The organism is Pseudomonas sp. PI1, assembly GCF_000812405.1.
In the GTDB taxonomy this organism is placed as follows: domain Bacteria; phylum Pseudomonadota; class Gammaproteobacteria; order Pseudomonadales; family Pseudomonadaceae; genus Pseudomonas; species Pseudomonas citronellolis.
Genome location: NZ_JWMC01000063.1, coordinates 21544 through 39718 on the forward strand (window position 1 = coordinate 21544; position 18175 = coordinate 39718).

Sequence of the window (18175 nt, forward strand, 5' to 3'; positions counted from 1 at the left end):
ATAATAGCAGGCTGAAGGTCAAAAACGGCGTGTGCTGCGACGGGTGTGGCGGGGGGAAGGACAAGGGCGCCCCGCCCGGGCGCGGCGCAGTCGACATTTCGGTGCTCGAATTCGCCCGGCAGGCTACGAGCCGCTTGCCGAGGCGTGGAGGCTTGCGGAAACTTCGTCGATGCCAAACCAAGCCAAGACCGGCGACCAGCCGGCAACCCAAGACGATTTCTTCATTCCCGAACTGTGCCAGAGCGAAGCGCTGTTCAGCCTGGTCCTGCTGGCCGAGCTGCTGGTGCTGGTACTGGTGCTGGCCGAGCCGATGACGCCCAGCTTCAACTGGGTGCGCCTGGCCCTGGCCTCGCTGTTCGTGCAGTGGATAGTGCTGCTCTCGGCCGGCCTGCTGTGCCGTCTGCGGCCGCTGCTGGCGCGCTGGCCGGCGTGGGGCGCGGGGCTGGCCAGCTGCCTGCTGGTGGTGCTGCTGACCCTCGGCTGCACCGCGGTGGCCGACTACTACGCCCTGGGCGGGCCGCTGTCGATCAAGGGCGAGGTCAACCTGTACCTGCGCCATGCGTTGATCGCCCTCATCATGTCGGCCTTGTTGCTACGCTACTTTTATCTGCAGAGCCAATGGCGCAGGCAGGAACAGGCCGAGCTGCGCGCGCGCATCGAGTCGTTGCAGGCGCGCATCCGTCCGCACTTCCTGTTCAACAGCCTGAACAGCATCGCCAGCCTGATCGAGCTGGACCCGGGCAAGGCCGAACAGGCGGTGCTGAACCTGTCGGACCTGTTCCGCGCCAGCCTGGCCAAGCCGGGGACTTTAATTTCCTGGGGGGAGGAACTGGAGTTGGCCAGGCGCTATCTTTCCATAGAGCAGTATCGCCTGGGCGACCGGCTGCAACTGGATTGGCAGGTGAGCGGCGTGCCCGACGGCGTGCCCATCCCGCAGCTGACCCTGCAGCCACTGTTGGAGAATTCATTGATCTACGGTATCCAGCCGCGCATCGAAGGCGGCCTGGTGAAGGTTGAGGCGGACTATCGTGACGGTGTGTTCCAGCTGTGCGTGAGCAACCCTTACGACGAGTCGACGCAGACGCTGCCCACGAAGGGGACCAAGCAGGCGCTGCAGAATATCGCAGCGCGAATTGCGGCACTTTTCGGGCCAAAAGCGAGTCTCAGCGTCGAACGCCGTGACGGACGGCACTACACCTGTCTACGCTATCCATGTGCGCGTCTCATGCAGGAAGCCTGAGCTTATGAATGTCCTGATCGTCGATGACGAACCCCTGGCGCGCGAGCGCCTGGCCCGACTGGTGGGGCAACTGGACGGCTACCGCGTCCTCGAACCCTCCGCCAGCAACGGCGAAGAAGCGCTGGCGCTGATCGACAGCCTGAAGCCGGATATCGTCCTGCTGGATATCCGCATGCCCGGCCTGGACGGGCTCCAGGTCGCCGCCAAGCTGTGCGAGCGCGAAGCCCCCCCGGCGGTGATCTTCTGCACCGCCCACGATGAATTCGCCCTGGAGGCCTTCCAGGTCAGCGCGGTCGGCTACCTGGTCAAGCCGGTGCGCGCCGAGGACCTGGCCGAGGCCCTGAAGAAAGCCTCCAGGCCCAACCGCATCCAACTGGCGGCGCTGACCAGGCCGCCGGCCGCCGGCGGCCCCGGCCCGCGCAGCCACATCAGCGCGCGGACGCGCAAGGGCATCGAGCTGATCCCCCTGGAGGACGTGATCTTCTTCATTGCCGACCACAAGTACGTGACCCTGCGCCACGACGGCGGCGAGGTGCTGCTGGACGAGCCGCTGAAGGCGCTGGAGGACGAGTTCGGCGAGCGCTTCGTGCGCATCCACCGCAACGCCCTGGTCTCGCGCGAGCGCATCGAGCGCCTGCAGCGCACCCCGCTGGGGCATTTTCAGCTTTACCTCAAGGGCCTGGACGGCGACGCCCTGACCGTGAGCCGGCGCCACGTCGCCGGCGTGCGCCGCTTGATGCACAACCTTTGAGGGCGGCAGGCGCGCCGAGGCGCTTTTCGTAGGAGCGAGCTTGCTCGCGAACCGCATGGCACCGCGTTTGTTCGCGAGCAAGCTCGCTCCTGCGAGAGGCCGGATAGGGTTCGCTGGCGAAGCGCAATCCCAGGGATGGTCCGAAAGCCTGCTTTGGCGTCGCAGGGGGGAAAGCCTGGGCGCCGAAGCCTGTTATCATCCCCGGCAGTCCTTTGTCCGGAATTGCCCATGTCGTCCCGCGAAATCCGAATCGCCACCCGTCAGAGCGCTTTGGCCCTGTGGCAGGCCGAGTACGTCAAGACCCGCCTGGAGCAGGCCCATCCCGGCCTGCGCGTGAGCTTGCTGCCGATGACCAGCCGCGGCGACAAGCTGCTCGACGCGCCGCTGGCGAAGATCGGCGGCAAGGGCCTGTTCGTCAAGGAGCTGGAGACCGCCTTGCTGGAAGGCGCGGCCGACATCGCCGTGCACTCCATGAAGGACGTGCCCATGGACTTCCCCGAGGGCCTGGGCCTGTACTGTATCTGCGAGCGCGAGGACCCGCGCGACGCCTTCGTCTCCAACACCTACGCCAGCCTCGCCGAGCTGCCCGCCGGCAGTGTGGTCGGCACCTCCAGCCTGCGCCGCCAGGCGCAGCTGCTGGCCAGCCGCCCGGACCTGCAGATCCGCTTCCTGCGCGGCAACGTCAACACCCGCCTGGCCAAGCTCGACGCCGGCGAATACGACGCCATCATCCTCGCCGCCGCCGGCCTGATCCGCCTCGGCTTCGAGGCGCGCATCCGCTCCAGCATCGGCGTCGAGGACAGCCTGCCGGCCGGCGGCCAGGGCGCCGTGGGCATCGAATGCCGCAGCGCCGATAGCGAGATCCACGCGCTGCTGGCGCCGCTGCACCACGCCGACACCGCGCGGCGGGTGACCGCCGAGCGTGCGCTGAACAAACGCCTCAACGGCGGCTGCCAGGTGCCCATCGCCTGCTACGCCGTGCGCGAGGGCGAGCAGCTGTGGCTGCGCGGCCTGGTCGGCCAGCCCGACGGCACGCAACTGCTGCGCGCCGAAGCCCGCGCGCCCCTGGCCGAGGCCGAGGCGCTGGGCGTGAAGGTCGCCGAAGAACTGCTGGAACAAGGCGCGGCCGACATCCTCGCCGCCGTCTATGGCGAGGCCGGCCCGCAGTGAGCCACTGGCGCCTGCTGCTGACGCGGCCGCAGGACGAGTGCGCGGCCCTGGCCGCCAGCCTCGCCGAGCACGGCGTGGCCAGCGCCAGCCTGCCGCTGCTGGCCATCGAGCCGCTGGAAGAAACCCCCGAGCAACGCAGCCTGCTGCTCGACCTGGACCGCTACTGCGCCGTGGTGGTGGTCAGCAAGCCCGCCGCGCGCCTGGGCCTGGAGCGCATCGATCGCTACTGGCCGCAACCGCCGGCGCGCCAGGACTGGTTCGCGGTCGGCGCGGCCACTGCGGCTATCCTCGATGACTACGGCCTGCGTGTGCACCACCCGGAGAACGGCGACGACAGCGAAGCGCTGCTGGCCCTGCCGGCACTGGCCCGCGCCCTGCAGGTGCCCGGGCCGCGGGCGCTGATCCTGCGTGGCGAAGGTGGCCGGGAATTCCTCGCCGAGCGCCTGCGCGGCCAAGGCGTGGCGGTGGATTATCTGGAACTCTACCGTCGCGTGCTGCCGGACTACCCGGCGGGCGAGCTGGCGCGGCGGGTGCGCGACGAAGCACTGAACGGCCTGGTGGTGAGCAGCGGCCAGGGCCTGGAGCACCTGCTGCGCGTGGCCGGGGAGGACTGGCCGCGGCTGGCCGGGCTACCCTTGTTCGTGCCCAGCCCGCGGGTCGCCGAACTGGCCCGGGAAGCCGGTGCGCGACACGTGATCGATTGCCGCGGGGCGAATGCCGCGGCCCTGCTGGAGGCGCTCAGGGGCGCCGACGAAGAATAATTTCCGAGCGAAGGATGGACCTGTGAGCGAAGCCGTCACTCCCCAAGACACCCCGCAAGATACCCCCGTCGAGCCGACCCCGCCCGCTCCGGCCCGGTCCGGCAACGGCCTGGCCCTGCTCGCCCTGCTGGTCGGCGTCGCCGGCCTCGGCGTCGGTGGCTGGGGGCTGTGGCAGACGCAGCAACTGCAGGCCCGCGACCAGGCCCGCGCGCAGCAGCTGGAAGAGGCCCGCGGCGAGGCGCAGAGCCTGCTCAACCACAACAGCGCGCTGGACAAGCGCCTGGACGCGCTGCCCAGCGCCGACGAGCTGGAGGCCCGCCGGCGCCTGGTGGTCGAGCTGCAGGGCGACCAGCAGCACCTGGCCCAGCAGTTCAAGCAGGTCCTCGGGCAGAGCCGCCAGCAGTGGCGCCTGGCCGAGGCCGAGCACCTGATGCGCCTCGCCTCGCTGCGCCTTTCCGCGCTGCAGGACATCGACAGCGCCACCCAACTGGTGCAGGGCGCCGACGACATCCTCCGCGCGCAGAACGACCCCGGCGCCTTCGCCGCCCGCGCGCAACTGGCCAAGAGCCTCGAAGCCCTGCGCAGCCTGCCGCAGCCGGACCGCACCGGGCTGTTCCTGCAGCTCGGCGCGCTGCGCGAGCAGGCCGCCCAGCTGCAACCGCTGGAGCCGAGCTTCAAGGAAGGCCCGGGCAAGGCCTCGACCACCGCCTGGGGCGACGGCAGCAGCACCCTGGACCAGTGGTGGGAACGCATCTCGCGCTACGTGCGCATCGACTTCAACGCCGGCCAGGACGTGCGCCCGCTGCTCTCCGGGCAACAGCTGACGCGCGTGCGCCTGGCCCTGAGCCTGGCCCTGGAGCAGGCGCAGTGGGCCGCGCTCAACGGGCGCCAGGAAGTCTACCAACAGGCCCTGAAGCAGGCCCGGCAGATCCTCGGCGACTTCTTCAACGCCGACCTCGCCGACAGCCGCGCCCTGGGCCTGCGCATCGACGAGCTGGCGCAGCAGCCGGTGGCCGTGCAGGTGCCCGACCTGACCCCGGCGCTGGGCGCCCTGCAGGCCTACGTGGTGCGCCGCGACCAGGCCGCCCTCGACCAGCAGCAGGCGCCCGCCGCGCCCCAGGCGGAGGGTAGCCAATGAGCCGCGTCTACCTGCTGGTCCTGGCCCTGGTGGTGGCCGCCACCCTGGTCGGCCTGGCCATCGCCGAGCAGTCGGGCTACGTGCTGATCGCCTACAAGAGCTTCCGCTACGAATCCAGCCTGTGGACCTTCCTCGCCCTGCTGGCGCTGGTCTGGCTGCTGTACCTGGCGGTGCGCCTGGTATTGCGCCTGGTCGGCGTGTCCGGGCGGGTGGTCAACCCCTGGTCGCGCTTCAACCGCCGCCGCCGCGCCGAAATGGCCGAGGAACACGGCCAGCGCGACCTCGCCGAAGGCCACTGGGCCCCGGCCCTGCGCCACCTGCGGCGCGCCGCCGAACTGAACCAGCACAGCCTGTCCAGCTACCTGGGCGCGGCCCGCGCGGCCAACGAGCTGGGGCGCTTCGACGAGTGCGACCAGTTGCTCGACCGCGCCCTGGAACGCCAGCCCGGCACGGAGCTGGCCGTGGGCCTGACGCGCGCGCAACTGCTGATCAACCGTGGCGCCTTCGAACCGGCCCGCGCGGTACTGGTGAAGCTGCACGAGGAACACCCGCGCCACCCCACGGTGCTGCGCCTGCTCCAGCAGCTCTACGTCAGCCTGCAGGACTGGCGCCCGTTGCTGGCCCTGCTGCCGGAACTGCGCAAGGAGCGCGTGCTGGAGAACGCCCAGCTCAGCGACCTGGAGCGCCGCGCCTGGATCGCCGCCCTGGAAGCCGCCGGCGAGCAGGGCGTGGGGCAGGGCGAGACGGCCCTGCAGCCGCTCACCCAGACCTGGCAGAACCTGCCCGCCAACCTGCGCGCCCAGCCGCTGCTGGTCGCCGCCTATGCCCAGCAGCTGCTGCGCCTGGGCGCGCCCGAGGAGGCGGAGAAGGTCCTGCGCCAGGCCCTCAAGGAAGGCTACGACGAACGCCTGATGCTGCTCTACGGCAAGGCCCGCGGCAGCGACCCGGCGCGCCAGCTGCAGAACGCCGAGGCCTGGCTGAAGAAGTATCCCGACGACCCCGTCCTGCTCTTGTCCTTGGGCCGCCTGTGCCTGGCCGACAAGCTCTGGGGCAAGGCCCGCGACTACCTGGAGGCCAGCCTGGCCCGCCAGCACAGCGCCGAGACCTGTGCCGAGCTGGCGCGGCTGCTGGCGCACCTGGGGGAAACCGAGCGCAGCAACAGGCTGTTCCAGGAAGGCCTGGGTCTGTTCGGCGCGCCCGTAGGCAGTGCAGTCCAGTTGCCTGCGAAAGCGTAAGACGGTTCGGATGAAACGCGGCGCCCTCGGGCGCCGCTTTCGTTTGGGCTGACAGCTGCCGCCTACTTGCCAGCCTGCTTGCCGACGTAGCGGATGCGGTAGATCGCCCCGGCCATGTCGTCGCTCACCAGCAGCGACCCGTCCGCGGCCACCAGCACGTCGGCGGGGCGCCCCAGCACTTCCTCGCCGGGTTGCAGCCAGCCCTCGGCGAACAGGCTCTGGCGTTTCAGCGAGCCGTCCGCGTTCAGCTCGACGCGCACCACCCGGTAGCCGACCTTGCGGCTGCGGTTCCACGAGCCATGCTCGGCGATGAAGACGTTGCCGCGGTACTCGGCGGGGAACTGCTCGCCGCTGTAGAAACGCATGCCCAGCGCCGCCACGTGGGCACCGAGGCCGGCCACCGGCGCGACGAAGGCCGAGCAGGGGCGCTGGGCGAACTCCGGGTCGGCGATGCGCCCGGCATGGCAGTCCGGGTAGCCGAAGTCGTCGCCGGCCTTGCCCACGCGGTTCAGCTCGTCGTCGGGCTGGTCGTCGCCGAGCAGGTCGCGGCCGTTGTCGGTGAACCACAGCCGGCCCTGGGCGTCCCAGTCGAAGCCCACGGTGTTGCGCACGCCATAGGCCACCACCTCGCGCTGGCTGCCGTCCGGCTGCATGCGTTGCAGGTTGGCGTAGCGCTCGCGGTCCGGGCGGCAGATGTTGCAGGGCGCGCCCACCGGCACGTAGAGCTTGCCGTCGGGGCCGAAGGCGATGAACTTCCAGCCGTGGTGCGTCTCGCCGGGGAACTGCGGCGGCAGTTCCTCGGGTTTTGGCGGCGCATCCAGGTGCGTCTCGATGTCGCGCAGCACGTAGAGGCGGCTGACAGCCGAGACGTACAGATCGCCCTGGTGGAAGGCCACGCCGCTGGGCATCTTCAGGCCGCTGGCGATCACCCGCGGGCGCTGTTCGCCGGGGCGCAGGGCGTACACCTTGCCGGCCTCGCGACTGCCGACGAAGAGCGTGCCCTCGCTGCCCAGGGCCATGGCGCGGGCGTTGGGCAGCTGGTCGCTGAGCACCTCGATGCGGAACCCTTCGGGCACCTTGAGCCGCTCCACGACCGAGGCGGCGAATGCACCGGGGAGGGGGACGAACAGCAGCGCGGCGAGTAGGATCAGCTGTCGACGCATGGTAGGAATTCCCTGATGGCTGTCCGGCCCAGTCTAGCCCGCCGCCTTGAAAGGCCCGCGGAATTTCCTCTACCGTAGCGGCCTTTCCGAAAATGCCGTGCCACTGGAGCCGCCATGAACCTGGCCAGCCCGCGTTCCCTGTTCTTCCTCGCCTTCCTCGCCTGCGCCGCCATGCTCGGCGCCGGTTTCTACCTGCAGTACGTCGTCGGCCTGGAACCCTGCCCGCTGTGCATCGTGCAGCGCATCTTCTTCGCCGGCGCCGGGCTGTTCTCGCTGATCGCCGCGCTGCATGGCCGCGGCCGGCGCGTCTACTCGGTGCTGGTGCTGCTCTGCTCGCTGGGCGGGGCCGGCACCGCCGGCCGGCAGATCTGGCTGCAGACCCTGCCGCCGGACCAACTGCCGTCCTGCCTGCCGCCGCTGGACTACATGATGCAGACCATGCCCTACGCGGACATCCTCTGGACCATGTTCCACGGCTCGGCCGACTGCGCCGAGGTGACCTGGACGCTGCTCAGCCTGAGCATCCCGGAGTGGAGCCTGCTGGCCTTCGTCGGCTTCGCCCTGTTCGCCGTCTTCCAGTTTCTGCGCCGCGGCTGATCGCCGCGCGGCGGCAGAACTGTCCTACGGCGCGAAGCCAGCGCCGTCGCGGGCTGCCGATTAAACGCTCGTATGAATTTTCCCGCGAAAGGTGTCTTGAAGCGGACATCCCGCGGGCATACTCTGGTCTTCCGCATCGCCGGGATTCCGCCATCAGAGCGGTAGAACGCCGGCGAGTGCCCGCATTCGACAGAGAACTGTCCCGCCGCGGAACCGCCGGGACAGGCCGAGGGAAGCGAGGACAAGATGCTCGAGAGCTGCCGCAATGCCCAGGAACGTTGGGGAGGCGTCCACCAACTGATCGACCGCTGGTTGCGTGACCGCCAGGAACTCATCCAGGCCTTCGATTCGCTATCCGGACCCCAGGCGCCCGCCGTCAATGGCGAGGGGCTGGAGAACTTCTGCCAGCGCCTGGTCGACTACGTCTCCGCCGGCCACTTCGAGGTCTACGAACAGCTGATGGACGAGGCCAAGGCCTTCGGCGATGCGCGCGGCCTGGAACTGGCCAAGCAGATCTACCCGCGCCTGGAAGCCATCACCGCGTCCGCATTGAACTTCACCGATCGCTGCGACAACGGCGATTGCCGCGAAGGCACCTGCCTCACCAACGAGTTGAAGCTGCTGTGCCAACAGCTTCACGAGCGTTTCGAACTGGAAGATTGCCTGATCGAGGTGCTGCACAACGCCCACGAACAGCGCACGGTCACCGCCTGATTCTGGCGGGCGGGAAAAGGGGCGCGGTCCTTGCGGACGCGCCCTTTTTTCATGCCCGCGAAAACCTCGTCGAGGTGGCTGAAAGCCGCGTACTACGAGGCTTACAGCCATTCGGAAAGTTCCGCCTGACGGCCTCGTGGCGGCAGTCTGTGGCGTCGTTGGCGAGGGTGTCGCTGGAGATGGCGTGCCCGCGGGCTGCTGTCCGGCCTGTGGAAAAACGGCTGCAGATTGTGCCTGGCGCGGGTTTCAGCTTTATGGGGGCGTTGGCGAGAGGGCCTGCGCGGGTCTAGTATGGGCGCAACCACGTACGCCAGGAGGCACGTCATGTCGGCCAACAAGAAACCTGTCACCACCCCTTTGCATCTGCTGCAGCAACTTTCCCACAGTCTGATCGAGCACCTGGAGACCGCTTGCAAGCAGGCCCTGGTGGACTCCGAGAAACTGCACGCCAAGCTGGAAAAGCAACGTGCCAAAGCGCAGGACAAACTGCACAAGGCACGCACCAAACTGCAGGAAGCAGGCAAGTCCGGGAAGGCCAAGGCACAAGCCAAGGCCAAGGCCGGCATCGCAGAGCTGGAAGAGGTGCTGGAAACACTGAAGGGCCGTCAGGCGGAAACCCGCGCCTACATCGCCAACCTCAAGCGTGACGTCCAGGAAAGCCTGAAGCTGGCCCAGGGCGTGAGCAAGGTGAAGGAAGCGGTCGGCAAGTCGCTGGCCACCCGCAAGCCGGTTGCCGCCGCCAAGCCTGTCGCCGCCAAGCCGGTGGTCAAGGCTGCCGCTGCCAAGCCTGCCGCCAAACCGGCCGCCAAGGCCGTTGCCGCCAAGCCGGCTGCCAAGGCTGCTGCCGCGAAGCCCGCCGCTAAACCGGCTGCCAAGGCTGCTGCTGCGAAGCCCGCCGCCAAGCCGGCTGCCAAAGCTGCCGCTGCGAAGCCCGCCGCCAAGCCGGCTGCTAAAACTGCTGCTGCGAAGCCCGCCGCTAAACCGGCTGCCAAGGCTGCTGCCGCGAAGCCCACCGCCAAGCCGGCTGCCAAAGCTGCTGCTGCGAAGCCTGCCGCCAAGCCGGCTGCCAAGGCTGCTGCTGCGAAGCCTGCCGCCAAGCCGGCTGCCAAAGCTGCTGCCGCGAAGCCCGCCGCCAAACCGGCTGCCAAGTCCGCTGCTGCGAAGCCTGCTGCCAAACCGGCTGCCAAGCCTGCCGCTGCGAAGCCCGCTGCCAAGCCCGCTGCTGCGAAGCCTGCCGCCAAACCGGCTGCCAAGCCCACCGCTGCGAAGCCTGCTGCCAAACCGGCCGCCAAGCCCGCCGCTGCGAAACCCGCGGCCAAGCCCGCCGTCGCCGCCAAGCCTGCAGCTCCGGCCGCTACCCCGGCTGCTCCCGCTGCCCCGGCCGCGTCGACCGCTCCGGTCGCCAGCGCCGCACCGGCTCCGGTAGCGCCGAGCGCTCCGGCCGCCACTCCGAGCAGCGCTTCCTAAGACGCCGCTCGCGAAGCCGCCGCGGTGCGCAGCTGTTGCAGCGCACCGCGGCGTGCCTTCCCCGCTTCGCCGGCGCAGCCCTGCAGCCAGGCGTCCAGTTCGTCCCTTCCCGCTTCCGTCCAGTCCCGTCCCGCTTCCGCCAGCCGCTCCAGTTGCAGGCGTTCGGCGCGCAGCTCCAGCGTTTTCAGGGTTTCCCGTAGTTCTTCCAGATGGGCGTCGTCCTGCGCCCCCGCCTTCCACTGTTGGCGCAGCATCCGCAGCGGCTTCACCACCTCGCGTTGCCAGTTGGCGGAGGCCTTCGCCAGGGTGTCCAGGCGTTGTTCGGAGCAGGCCCGGCCACGGGCTGCGAACCAGGCCCCGGCCAGCAGCAGGCAGACGTCGGTGCCGGCTTCCTGCAACTCCAGGCAGGCCGCCTCGACGCCCGGCTGCGCGTAGAGGTCGAGGGCGAACGACCAGATATCTTCTGTCATAGGGCTCCCACAGCGGTTGCGCGGCGAAGCTGATAAACTCCGCCGCCATGATTCGACTCCAAAATCTTACGCTACAGCGTGGCCCCCAGCGCTTGCTGGAAGGTGCCGAACTGACCTTGCATGCCGGCCAGAAAGTCGGCCTGATCGGCGCCAACGGCGCCGGCAAATCGAGCCTGTTCGCCCTGCTGCGCGGCCAACTCGGCCAGGACGCCGGCGACTGCCGGATCCCCGCCGACTGGCGCATCGCGCACATGCGCCAGGAGGTGGACACCCTCGAGCGCCAGGCCGTGGACTACGTCCTCGACGGCGATGTGCGTCTGCGCGAGATCCAGGCGCAGCTGGCCGCCGCCGAGAACGCCCATGACGGCGCCGCCGTGGCGCGCCTGCACACCGAGCTGGACAACGCCGACGGCTACACCGCCGACGCGCGGGCGCGCAAGCTGCTGGCCGGCCTGGGCTTCAGCGCCGAGCAGATGGAGCGCCGTGTCGGCGACTTCTCCGGCGGCTGGCGGATGCGCCTGAACCTGGCCCAGGCGCTGATGTGCCCGTCCGAACTGCTGCTGCTCGACGAACCCACCAACCACCTCGACCTCGACGCCATCCTCTGGCTGGAAGAGTGGCTGAAGGGCTACCCGGGCACGTTGATCCTGATCTCCCACGACCGCGACTTCCTCGACGCCGTGGTCGACCACGTGGCGCATCTGGAGCAGCGCAAGCTGACGCTCTACCGCGGCGGCTACTCGGCCTTCGAGCGCACCCGCGCCGAGCGCCTGGCGCAACAGCAGCAGGCCTACGAGAAGCAGCAGGCGCAGCGCGCCCACATGGAAAAGTACATCGCCCGCTTCCGCGCCCAGGCCACCAAGGCGCGCCAGGCGCAGAGCCGCATCAAGGCCCTGGAACGCCTGGAGGAGCTGGCCCCGGCCCACGTCGACTCGCCGTTCGACTTCGTCTTCCGCGAGTCGGACAAGATTTCCAGCCCGCTGCTGGACCTGTCCGAGGCGCGCCTGGGCTACGGCGAGAAGACGGTGCTGGAGAAGGTCAAGCTGCAACTGGTACCCGGCGCGCGCATCGGCCTGCTGGGCCCCAACGGCGCCGGCAAGTCGACCCTGATCAAGACCCTTTCCGGCGACTTGCCGCTGCTGGCCGGGCACCTGGCGCGCGGCGAGAACCTCGCCATCGGCTACTTCGCCCAGCACCAGCTCGACTCGCTGGACGCCAAGGCCAGCCCGCTGCTGCACCTGCAGCGCATCGCCCCGGGCGAGCGCGAGCAGACCCTGCGCGACTTCCTCGGCGGCTTCGACTTCCGCGGCGCGCGCTGCGACGAGCCGGTGCTGAATTTCTCCGGCGGCGAGAAAGCGCGCCTGGCGCTGGCGCTGATCGCCTGGCAGAAGCCCAACCTGCTGCTGCTCGACGAACCGACCAACCACCTCGACCTGGAGATGCGCCTGGCCCTGACCATGGCCCTGCAGGAGTTCTCCGGGGCGGTGGTGGTGGTGTCCCACGACCGTCACCTGCTCAAGAGCACCACCGACCAGTTCCTGCTGGTGGCCGACGGCCGCGTGCAGGACTTCGACGGCGACCTCGACGACTATGCCCGCTGGCTGGTGGACTTCCGCGCGCGCCAGGCGCCGGTCGCCAATGCCGGCGCAGCGTCTGTCGAGAAGACCGACAAGCGCGCCCAGCGCCAGGCCGCCGCCGCGTTGCGCCAGCAGCTGGCGCCGCACAAGCGCGAGGCGGACAAGCTGGAGAAGGAGCTGGGCGGCATCCACGACAAGCTCGCCGCGCTGGAGGAAAAGCTCGGCGACAGCGCCCTCTACGAGAACGCGCGCAAGGACGAACTGCGTGACCTGCTGGCCCGGCAGGCGAGCCTGAAAGCCCGCGAGGCCGAGGTCGAGGAAGCCTGGCTGGTGGCCCTGGAAACCCTGGAGAACCTCCAGGCCCAGCTCGAAGGAGCCGAGTGATGGAAGACCTGCCGCTGCTCGTCGCCTGGAGCGATCCATTGCTGCGCGGCCTGCAGATCGTCCTCATCCTGCTGCTGGCCTGGGTGCTGCAGCGCATGGTGGCGCGCGGGCTGAACCGCCTGGCGCAGCGCTACCCGATCCCCCACGAACTGCTGCTGCCGCTGCGCGGCGGCCTGCGCTGGCTGATCATGGGCTCGGCGCTGATGATGGTGCTGGAGCGCCTGGGGGTTTCCGCCCAGGTGCTGTGGACCGCGCTGACCGGCTTCGTCGCGGTCGCCGCGGTGGCCTTCTTCGCCATCTGGAGCGTGCTTTCCAACCTGTTCTGCGCGCTGCTGATCTTCACCGTCGGGCCGTTCCGCCTGGGCGACCTGGTGGAGGTCATCGAGTCGGCCGACAAGCCCGGCGTGAAGGGCCGCGTCAGCGCCATCAACCTGCTCTACACCACCCTCGAGGAAACCTTCGAGGACGGCACCAGCGCCCTGCTGCAGGTGCCCAACAGCCTGTTCTTCCAGAAGGCCATCCGGCGCTGGAAAGGGCCCGGGCTGAGCAGCGGAAGATAACAACCACAACCCCTGTTCCCACACGGATACCCACGCACTATGGAATGGCTCGCTAGCCCTGAAATCTGGGTCGCCTTTCTGACCCTGACCGCCCTGGAGATCGTCCTGGGCATCGACAACATCATCTTCATCTCCATCCTGGTCAGCCGCCTGCCGGCGGCACAGCAGCCCAAGGCGCGGTTCTTCGGCCTGGCGCTGGCGATGGGCACGCGGATTCTCCTGCTGCTGTCGATCACCTGGGTGATGCGCCTGACCGCCGACCTCTTCGAGGTGTTCGGCCAGGGCGTTTCCGGGCGCGACCTGATCCTGTTCTTCGGCGGCCTGTTCCTGCTGTTCAAGAGCACCATGGAGATCTACCACAGCCTGGAAGGCGCCGAGGAAGGCGGGCAGGGCAGCGCCAAGAGCCGCGGCTTCATGGCGGTGATCATCCAGATCGCGATCATCGACATCATCTTCTCCCTGGACTCGGTGATCACCGCCGTGGGCCTGGTGCAGAACGTGCCGGTGATGATCGCCGCCATCGTCATCTCGGTCGGCGTGATGATGCTCGCCGCCGGCACCATCAGCGACTTCATCGACAAGCACCCGTCGCTGAAGATGCTGGCGCTGTCGTTCCTCATCGTGGTCGGCACCGTGCTGGTGGCCGAGGCCTTCGAGGTCCACGTGCCCAAGGGCTACGTCTACTTCGCCATGGCCTTCTCGCTGGCGGTGGAAGCGCTGAACATCCGCCTGCGCGGCGCCCTGGCGCGCAAGCGCGGCGAAGAGCCGGTGAAGCTGCGCAAGGACCTGCCGAGCTGATCGGCATGCCCCGCGCCGGGCTTCCTCCACACCTGTAGGAGCGGGCCCTGCCCGCGATTCGCGCGCAGGGCGCGCTCCTACAGGGGGGCGCCGGAGTCACGGCGATGGGTATCGCTTCGCTCAACCCATCCTACGGGGCATCCCCTACACGGCAACGCGCGACTCGGGCACACTGGCTACCCGTAACAAGATTTTTCGCCACGAGGTCCACCATGCTCGCCAGTACCTGGTTCGCCTTCCTCATCGCCTGCTGGGTGATCAGCCTGTCGCCCGGCGCCGGGGCCATCGCCTCGATGTCCTGCGGCCTGCAGTACGGCTTTTGGCGCGGCTACTGGAACGCCCTGGGCCTGCAGATCGGTCTGGCTCTGCAGATCGCCGTGGTCGCCGCCGGCGTCGGCGCGCTGCTGGCCACCTCGGCGCTGGCCTTCAGCGTGATCAAGTGGTTCGGCGTGGTCTACCTGGCCTACCTCGCCTGGCGCCAGTGGAGCGCCGCCCCGCAGGTGATGCAGGCCGACGCCGAGCGCCCCATCGGCCGCCCGCTGAGCCTGGTGCTGCGCGGCTTCCTGGTCAACGCCAGCAACCCCAAGGCGGTGATCTTCATGCTCGCCGTGCTGCCGCAGTTCGTCGACCCGCACCGGCCGATGGCGATGCAGTACGTGATAATGGGCGCCACCATGATCTGCGTCGACCTGATCGTCATGGCCGGCTACACCGGGCTGGCCGCGCGGGTGCTGCGCGCGCTGCGCTCGCCGCGCCAGCAGCGGCTGATGAACCGCACCTTCGCCAGCCTGTTCCTCGGCGCCGCCGCGCTGCTGGCCACCGTTCGCCGCGCCCCGGTGTGAAGCCGACGGGCGCCGCCTAGGCGCCCGAATGGTGGCGGAGTAGTATTGGCGCCCTCCATTCTCATTCGCCTTCCGCCATGCGCCTTCCAAAGCTTCTCATCTGGCTGCTGCCGCTGCTTTGCGGCGCCAGCCTCACGGCCCTGGCCGACGTTCCGGTCGACCCCTCCCAGGCCCTGCACCTGCTGAGCTACCTGGCCGCGGACTACCCGCCGACGGTGAGCGCCGGGCAGGTGCTCGACGCCACCGAATACAAGGAGCAACTGGAGTTCGCCGGCCAGCTGCAGGCGCTGCTGCTGGCCCTGCCGGCGCGCCCCGAGCGGGCCGACCTGGAGCGCGAGGTGGCCGGCCTGCGCCGCGCCATCGAGCAGCGCCAGCCCGGCGCCCTGGTGGCGCAGCAGGCGCGTCACCTGGAAGCGCGCCTGGCGGATGTCTACCAGGTGGTGCAGACCCCCGCCATCACCCCCGACCCGGCCCGCGGCGCACCGCTCTACGCCCAGCAGTGCTCGATCTGCCACGGCGACGCCGGCAAGGGCGACGGCCCGGCGGGCATCGGCCTGCAGCCGTCGCCGGCCGACCTCACGGCCCGCGCGCGCCTGGACCAACTGAGCCTCTACGACCTGCGCACGGTGATCGGCCTGGGCGTCGCCGGCACCGACATGCCGGCCTTCGCCGACCAGTTGGACGAGCGCCAGCGCTGGGACCTGGCCGCCTACGTGGCGGGCCTGAGCGCCGCCGAGGCCCAGCCCGACGGCGCCCACGCCTACCCGCTGGCGAGCCTGGCCACCCAGACCCCGGCCGAAGTGGCCGCCCGCGACGGCGACGCCGCCGCGCAGAGCTTCCGCGCCCTGCGCGCCCATCCGCCGCTGGAGCACCGCGGCCCGGCGCAGCTGATCGACTACACCGCCGCGACCCTCGACAAGAGCTTCGCCATCTACCGCCAGGGCGACCACGACCAGGCCTACGACCTCTCGGTCGCCGCCTATCTGGAAGGTTTCGAACTGGTGGAAAGCTCGCTGGACAACGTCGACGCCACCCTGCGCAAGGCCACCGAGAAAGAACTCATGGCCTACCGCCAGACGCTGCGCGACGGCCTGCCCGAAGCCCAGGTGGCGCAGCAGCTGGAGCGCGCCAAGGGCAAGCTTGGCGAAGCCGCCAAGGCGCTCAGCGGCGACTCCCTGAGCAGCACCATCAGCTTCGTCTCGGCCCTGCTGATCCTGCTGCGCGAGGGCGTGGAAGCCATCCTGGTGCTCGCCGCCATCCTCGCCTTCCTGCGCAATACCGGGCAGGAAGCCGCCACCCGCGGCGTGCACGTCGGCTGGGGCCTGGCCTTCGTCGCCGGCTTCGCCACCTGGGCGCTGGCGGCCTACGTGATCGACATCGGCGGCGCCCAGCGCGAGCTGATGGAGGGCTTCACCTCGCTGTTCGCCTGCGTGATGGTGCTCTGGCTCGGCGTGTGGATGCACGACCGCCGCCACGCCGCGGCCTGGCAGGACTACATCCGCAGCAGCCTGGTGGGCGGCGGCGGGCGCTTCGGCTTCGCCGTGCTGGCGTTCTTCTCGGTGTACCGCGAGCTGTTCGAGGTCATCCTGTTCTACGAAACCCTCTGGCTGCAGGCCGGCCCGGCCGGGCACAGCGCGGTCATCGCCGGCGCCGGCTGCGCGGTGGTGCTGCTGATCGGCCTGGCCTGGGTGATCCTGCGCGGCTCGGCGAAACTGCCGCTGAAGCTGTTCTTCACCGTCAACGCCGCGCTGCTCTGCGCGCTCTCGGTGGTGTTCGCCGGGCACGGCGTGGTGGCCCTGCAGGAAGCCGGGGTGATCGGCACCCGCCCGGTGCCCTTCTTCGACTTCGACTGGCTGGGCATCAAGGCCGACGCCTACTCGCTATCGGCCCAGGCCCTGGCGCTGCTGGCGGTGGCCGTGCTCTACGGGCGCAGCCTGCTGGCGGAGAAACGCAAGGCTGCGGCGCTGCCCTGAGGCGGCACGCGGCAAACCCCGACGGCCAGTGCGATACTGGCCGTCGTCATTTTCGGGAAACGAGTCCGATGCGTATCTGGATCGATGCCGACGCCTGCCCGCGCGCGGCGAAGGAACTGGTGGCGAAGTTCGCCCTGAAGCGCAAGCTGGAAGTGGTGATGGTCGCCGGCCAGCCGGTGGCCAAGCCGCCGTTCGCCTGCATCAGCCTGGTGGTGGTGCCCAGCGGCATGGACGCCGCCGACGACTACCTGGTGGAGCAGGCCGAGCCGGGCGATCTGGTGATCTGCAGCGACGTGCCGCTGGCCGACCGCCTGGTGAAGAAGGGCGTGGACGCCCTGGACCCGCGCGGCCGCGAGTTCGACGCGAAGAACATGGGCGAGCGCCTGGCGCTGCGCAACCTGATGACCGACCTGCGCGACCAGGGGCAGATGGGCGGCGGCCAGGCGCCTTATGGCGACAAGGATCGACAGGCTTTCGCCAATGCGCTGGATCGGTTATTGACGCGGTTGAGCAGAAGCTAAAAGAGACGCTGGAAGCTTGAAGCTGAAAGCTAGAAGCCGCACGACCTCCAGCCTCCAGCCTCCAGCCTCCAGCCTCCAGCCCTGCCTTACGCCAACTCCAACACCCGATCCACCAACTTGTTGATCCCGCTGGCCGCCTCGGCGATGTTCTGCGCCAGCATGTAGGCCGGGGTGGTCACCAGCTTGTGGCGGCTGTCCTCGACTATCTCGTCCACCGGGCAGTCGACGTGCTTGGCGCCCATGCGGGTGAGGGCGGCGGCGGTGTCGGCGTCGCAGCCGATGGTGCATTCGATGCCCGGGCCGTAGATGCGCTCGGCCATGGCCGGGGCGATGCAGATCAGGCCCACCGGCTTGTGCGCGGCGGCGAAGGCCTTGGCCAGGGCCAGCACGTCCGACTCGACCTCGCACTGGTCGCCCTCGAAGGCGAAGTTGCACAGGTTCTTCGCCGCGCCGAAGCCGCCGGGGACGATGAGCGCGTCGAAGTCCTCGACCTTCGCCTCGCGCACGTCCTTGATCTGGCCGCGGGCGATGCGCGCGGATTCCACCAGCACGTTGCGGCTCTCCGGCATTTCCTCGCCGGTGAGGTGGTTGACCACGTGGTGCTGGGCGATGTCCGGGGCGAAGCACTGCACCTGCGCGCCGCGCTGGGACAGGCGCAGCAGGGTGATCACGCTTTCGTGGATCTCGGCGCCGTCGTAGACGCCGCAGCCGGAGAGGATGACGGCAACTTTCTTGTGCATGCAGGTACTCCTGGTTCGGGGTTGGCCGGAGGTGGCGACGTGGCTGTCGCCATATGCCGGCCGGGTTGTCACCG

General features: G+C 69.4%; 18 protein-coding genes. 15 read left to right on the forward strand and 3 right to left on the reverse strand.

What is annotated here, in order from left to right; translation table 11 throughout:
• Positions 1-169 precede the first annotated feature (169 nt).
• From RN02_RS20640 to RN02_RS20665, 6 genes are all read left to right on the forward strand, one after another.
• Entirely contained in the window at positions 170-1240 is a 1071-nt protein-coding gene (locus RN02_RS20640) for a sensor histidine kinase (RefSeq protein WP_009615041.1), read from the forward strand.
• A gap of 4 nt (positions 1241-1244) precedes the next feature.
• The gene (gene algR, locus RN02_RS20645; protein ID WP_009615042.1) at positions 1245-1991 is read left to right on the forward strand and encodes an alginate biosynthesis regulator AlgR; all 747 of its coding nucleotides are present in this window, start codon (positions 1245-1247) and stop codon (positions 1989-1991) included.
• 228 nt (positions 1992-2219) lie between these two features.
• Positions 2220-3161, forward strand: a complete 942-nt coding sequence (gene hemC / locus RN02_RS20650; RefSeq protein WP_043316360.1) for a hydroxymethylbilane synthase — start codon at positions 2220-2222, stop codon at positions 3159-3161.
• Positions 3158-3922: a uroporphyrinogen-III synthase gene (locus RN02_RS20655; RefSeq protein ID WP_043316362.1), complete on the forward strand. Its 765-nt coding sequence runs from the start codon at positions 3158-3160 to the stop codon at positions 3920-3922. The genes hemC and RN02_RS20655 overlap by 4 nt, the downstream gene beginning before the upstream one ends.
• A 22-nt stretch (positions 3923-3944) precedes the next feature.
• A complete protein-coding gene (locus RN02_RS20660; RefSeq protein ID WP_043316365.1) occupies positions 3945-5060 on the forward strand; it encodes a uroporphyrinogen-III C-methyltransferase in 1116 nt (371 codons plus the stop codon).
• Positions 5057-6295 (forward strand): heme biosynthesis HemY N-terminal domain-containing protein, encoded by a 1239-nt coding sequence (locus tag RN02_RS20665; protein WP_043316367.1) that lies wholly within the window; start codon positions 5057-5059, stop codon positions 6293-6295. The genes RN02_RS20660 and RN02_RS20665 overlap by 4 nt, the downstream gene beginning before the upstream one ends.
• A gap of 62 nt (positions 6296-6357) precedes the next feature.
• Here the strand turns inward: RN02_RS20665 and RN02_RS20670 are convergent, their stop codons facing one another.
• Positions 6358-7458 carry a PQQ-dependent sugar dehydrogenase gene (locus RN02_RS20670; protein ID WP_052267775.1) on the reverse strand — a complete coding sequence of 367 codons (1101 nt, stop codon included), beginning with the start codon at positions 7456-7458 and terminating at the stop codon, positions 6358-6360.
• 114 nt (positions 7459-7572) lie between these two features.
• Here RN02_RS20670 and RN02_RS20675 point away from each other — a divergent pair, with 114 nt between their 5' ends.
• The 3 genes from RN02_RS20675 (at position 7573) to RN02_RS20685 (ending at position 10236) form a co-directional block, all read left to right on the forward strand.
• A complete protein-coding gene (locus RN02_RS20675; RefSeq protein WP_009615049.1) occupies positions 7573-8055 on the forward strand; it encodes a disulfide bond formation protein B in 483 nt (160 codons plus the stop codon).
• Between the two features lie 246 nt (positions 8056-8301).
• Positions 8302-8769: an Rsd/AlgQ family anti-sigma factor gene (locus RN02_RS20680; protein ID WP_009615050.1), complete on the forward strand. Its 468-nt coding sequence runs from the start codon at positions 8302-8304 to the stop codon at positions 8767-8769.
• Between the two features lie 324 nt (positions 8770-9093).
• A complete protein-coding gene (locus RN02_RS20685; protein WP_043316372.1) occupies positions 9094-10236 on the forward strand; it encodes an AlgP family protein in 1143 nt (380 codons plus the stop codon).
• On the opposite strand, the gene RN02_RS20690 is transcribed toward RN02_RS20685, so the two are convergent.
• Positions 10233-10706 carry a TIGR02444 family protein gene (locus tag RN02_RS20690; RefSeq protein ID WP_043316374.1) on the reverse strand — a complete coding sequence of 158 codons (474 nt, stop codon included), beginning with the start codon at positions 10704-10706 and terminating at the stop codon, positions 10233-10235. The genes RN02_RS20685 and RN02_RS20690 overlap by 4 nt on opposite strands.
• A 47-nt stretch (positions 10707-10753) precedes the next feature.
• Here RN02_RS20690 and RN02_RS20695 point away from each other — a divergent pair, with 47 nt between their 5' ends.
• From RN02_RS20695 to RN02_RS20720, 6 genes are all read left to right on the forward strand, one after another.
• Positions 10754-12667: an ATP-binding cassette domain-containing protein gene (locus RN02_RS20695; protein WP_043316376.1), complete on the forward strand. Its 1914-nt coding sequence runs from the start codon at positions 10754-10756 to the stop codon at positions 12665-12667.
• Positions 12667-13227 carry a mechanosensitive ion channel family protein gene (locus RN02_RS20700; protein ID WP_043269653.1) on the forward strand — a complete coding sequence of 187 codons (561 nt, stop codon included), beginning with the start codon at positions 12667-12669 and terminating at the stop codon, positions 13225-13227. Before RN02_RS20695 ends, RN02_RS20700 begins: the two co-directional genes overlap by 1 nt.
• Positions 13228-13266: 39 nt before the next feature.
• Positions 13267-14025, forward strand: a complete 759-nt coding sequence (locus tag RN02_RS20705) for a TerC family protein (protein WP_009615055.1) — start codon at positions 13267-13269, stop codon at positions 14023-14025.
• A gap of 212 nt (positions 14026-14237) precedes the next feature.
• Positions 14238-14867: a LysE family transporter gene (locus RN02_RS20710; RefSeq protein WP_009615056.1), complete on the forward strand. Its 630-nt coding sequence runs from the start codon at positions 14238-14240 to the stop codon at positions 14865-14867.
• 77 nt (positions 14868-14944) lie between these two features.
• Entirely contained in the window at positions 14945-16840 is a 1896-nt protein-coding gene (locus RN02_RS20715) for a cytochrome c/FTR1 family iron permease (RefSeq protein ID WP_043316378.1), read from the forward strand.
• A 68-nt stretch (positions 16841-16908) separates the two neighbouring features.
• Entirely contained in the window at positions 16909-17361 is a 453-nt protein-coding gene (locus RN02_RS20720) for a YaiI/YqxD family protein (protein WP_043316380.1), read from the forward strand.
• A gap of 86 nt (positions 17362-17447) precedes the next feature.
• On the opposite strand, the gene elbB is transcribed toward RN02_RS20720, so the two are convergent.
• The gene (gene elbB, locus RN02_RS20725; protein ID WP_043316382.1) at positions 17448-18101 is read right to left on the reverse strand and encodes an isoprenoid biosynthesis glyoxalase ElbB; all 654 of its coding nucleotides are present in this window, start codon (positions 18099-18101) and stop codon (positions 17448-17450) included.
• Positions 18102-18175: the final 74 nt, after the last annotated feature.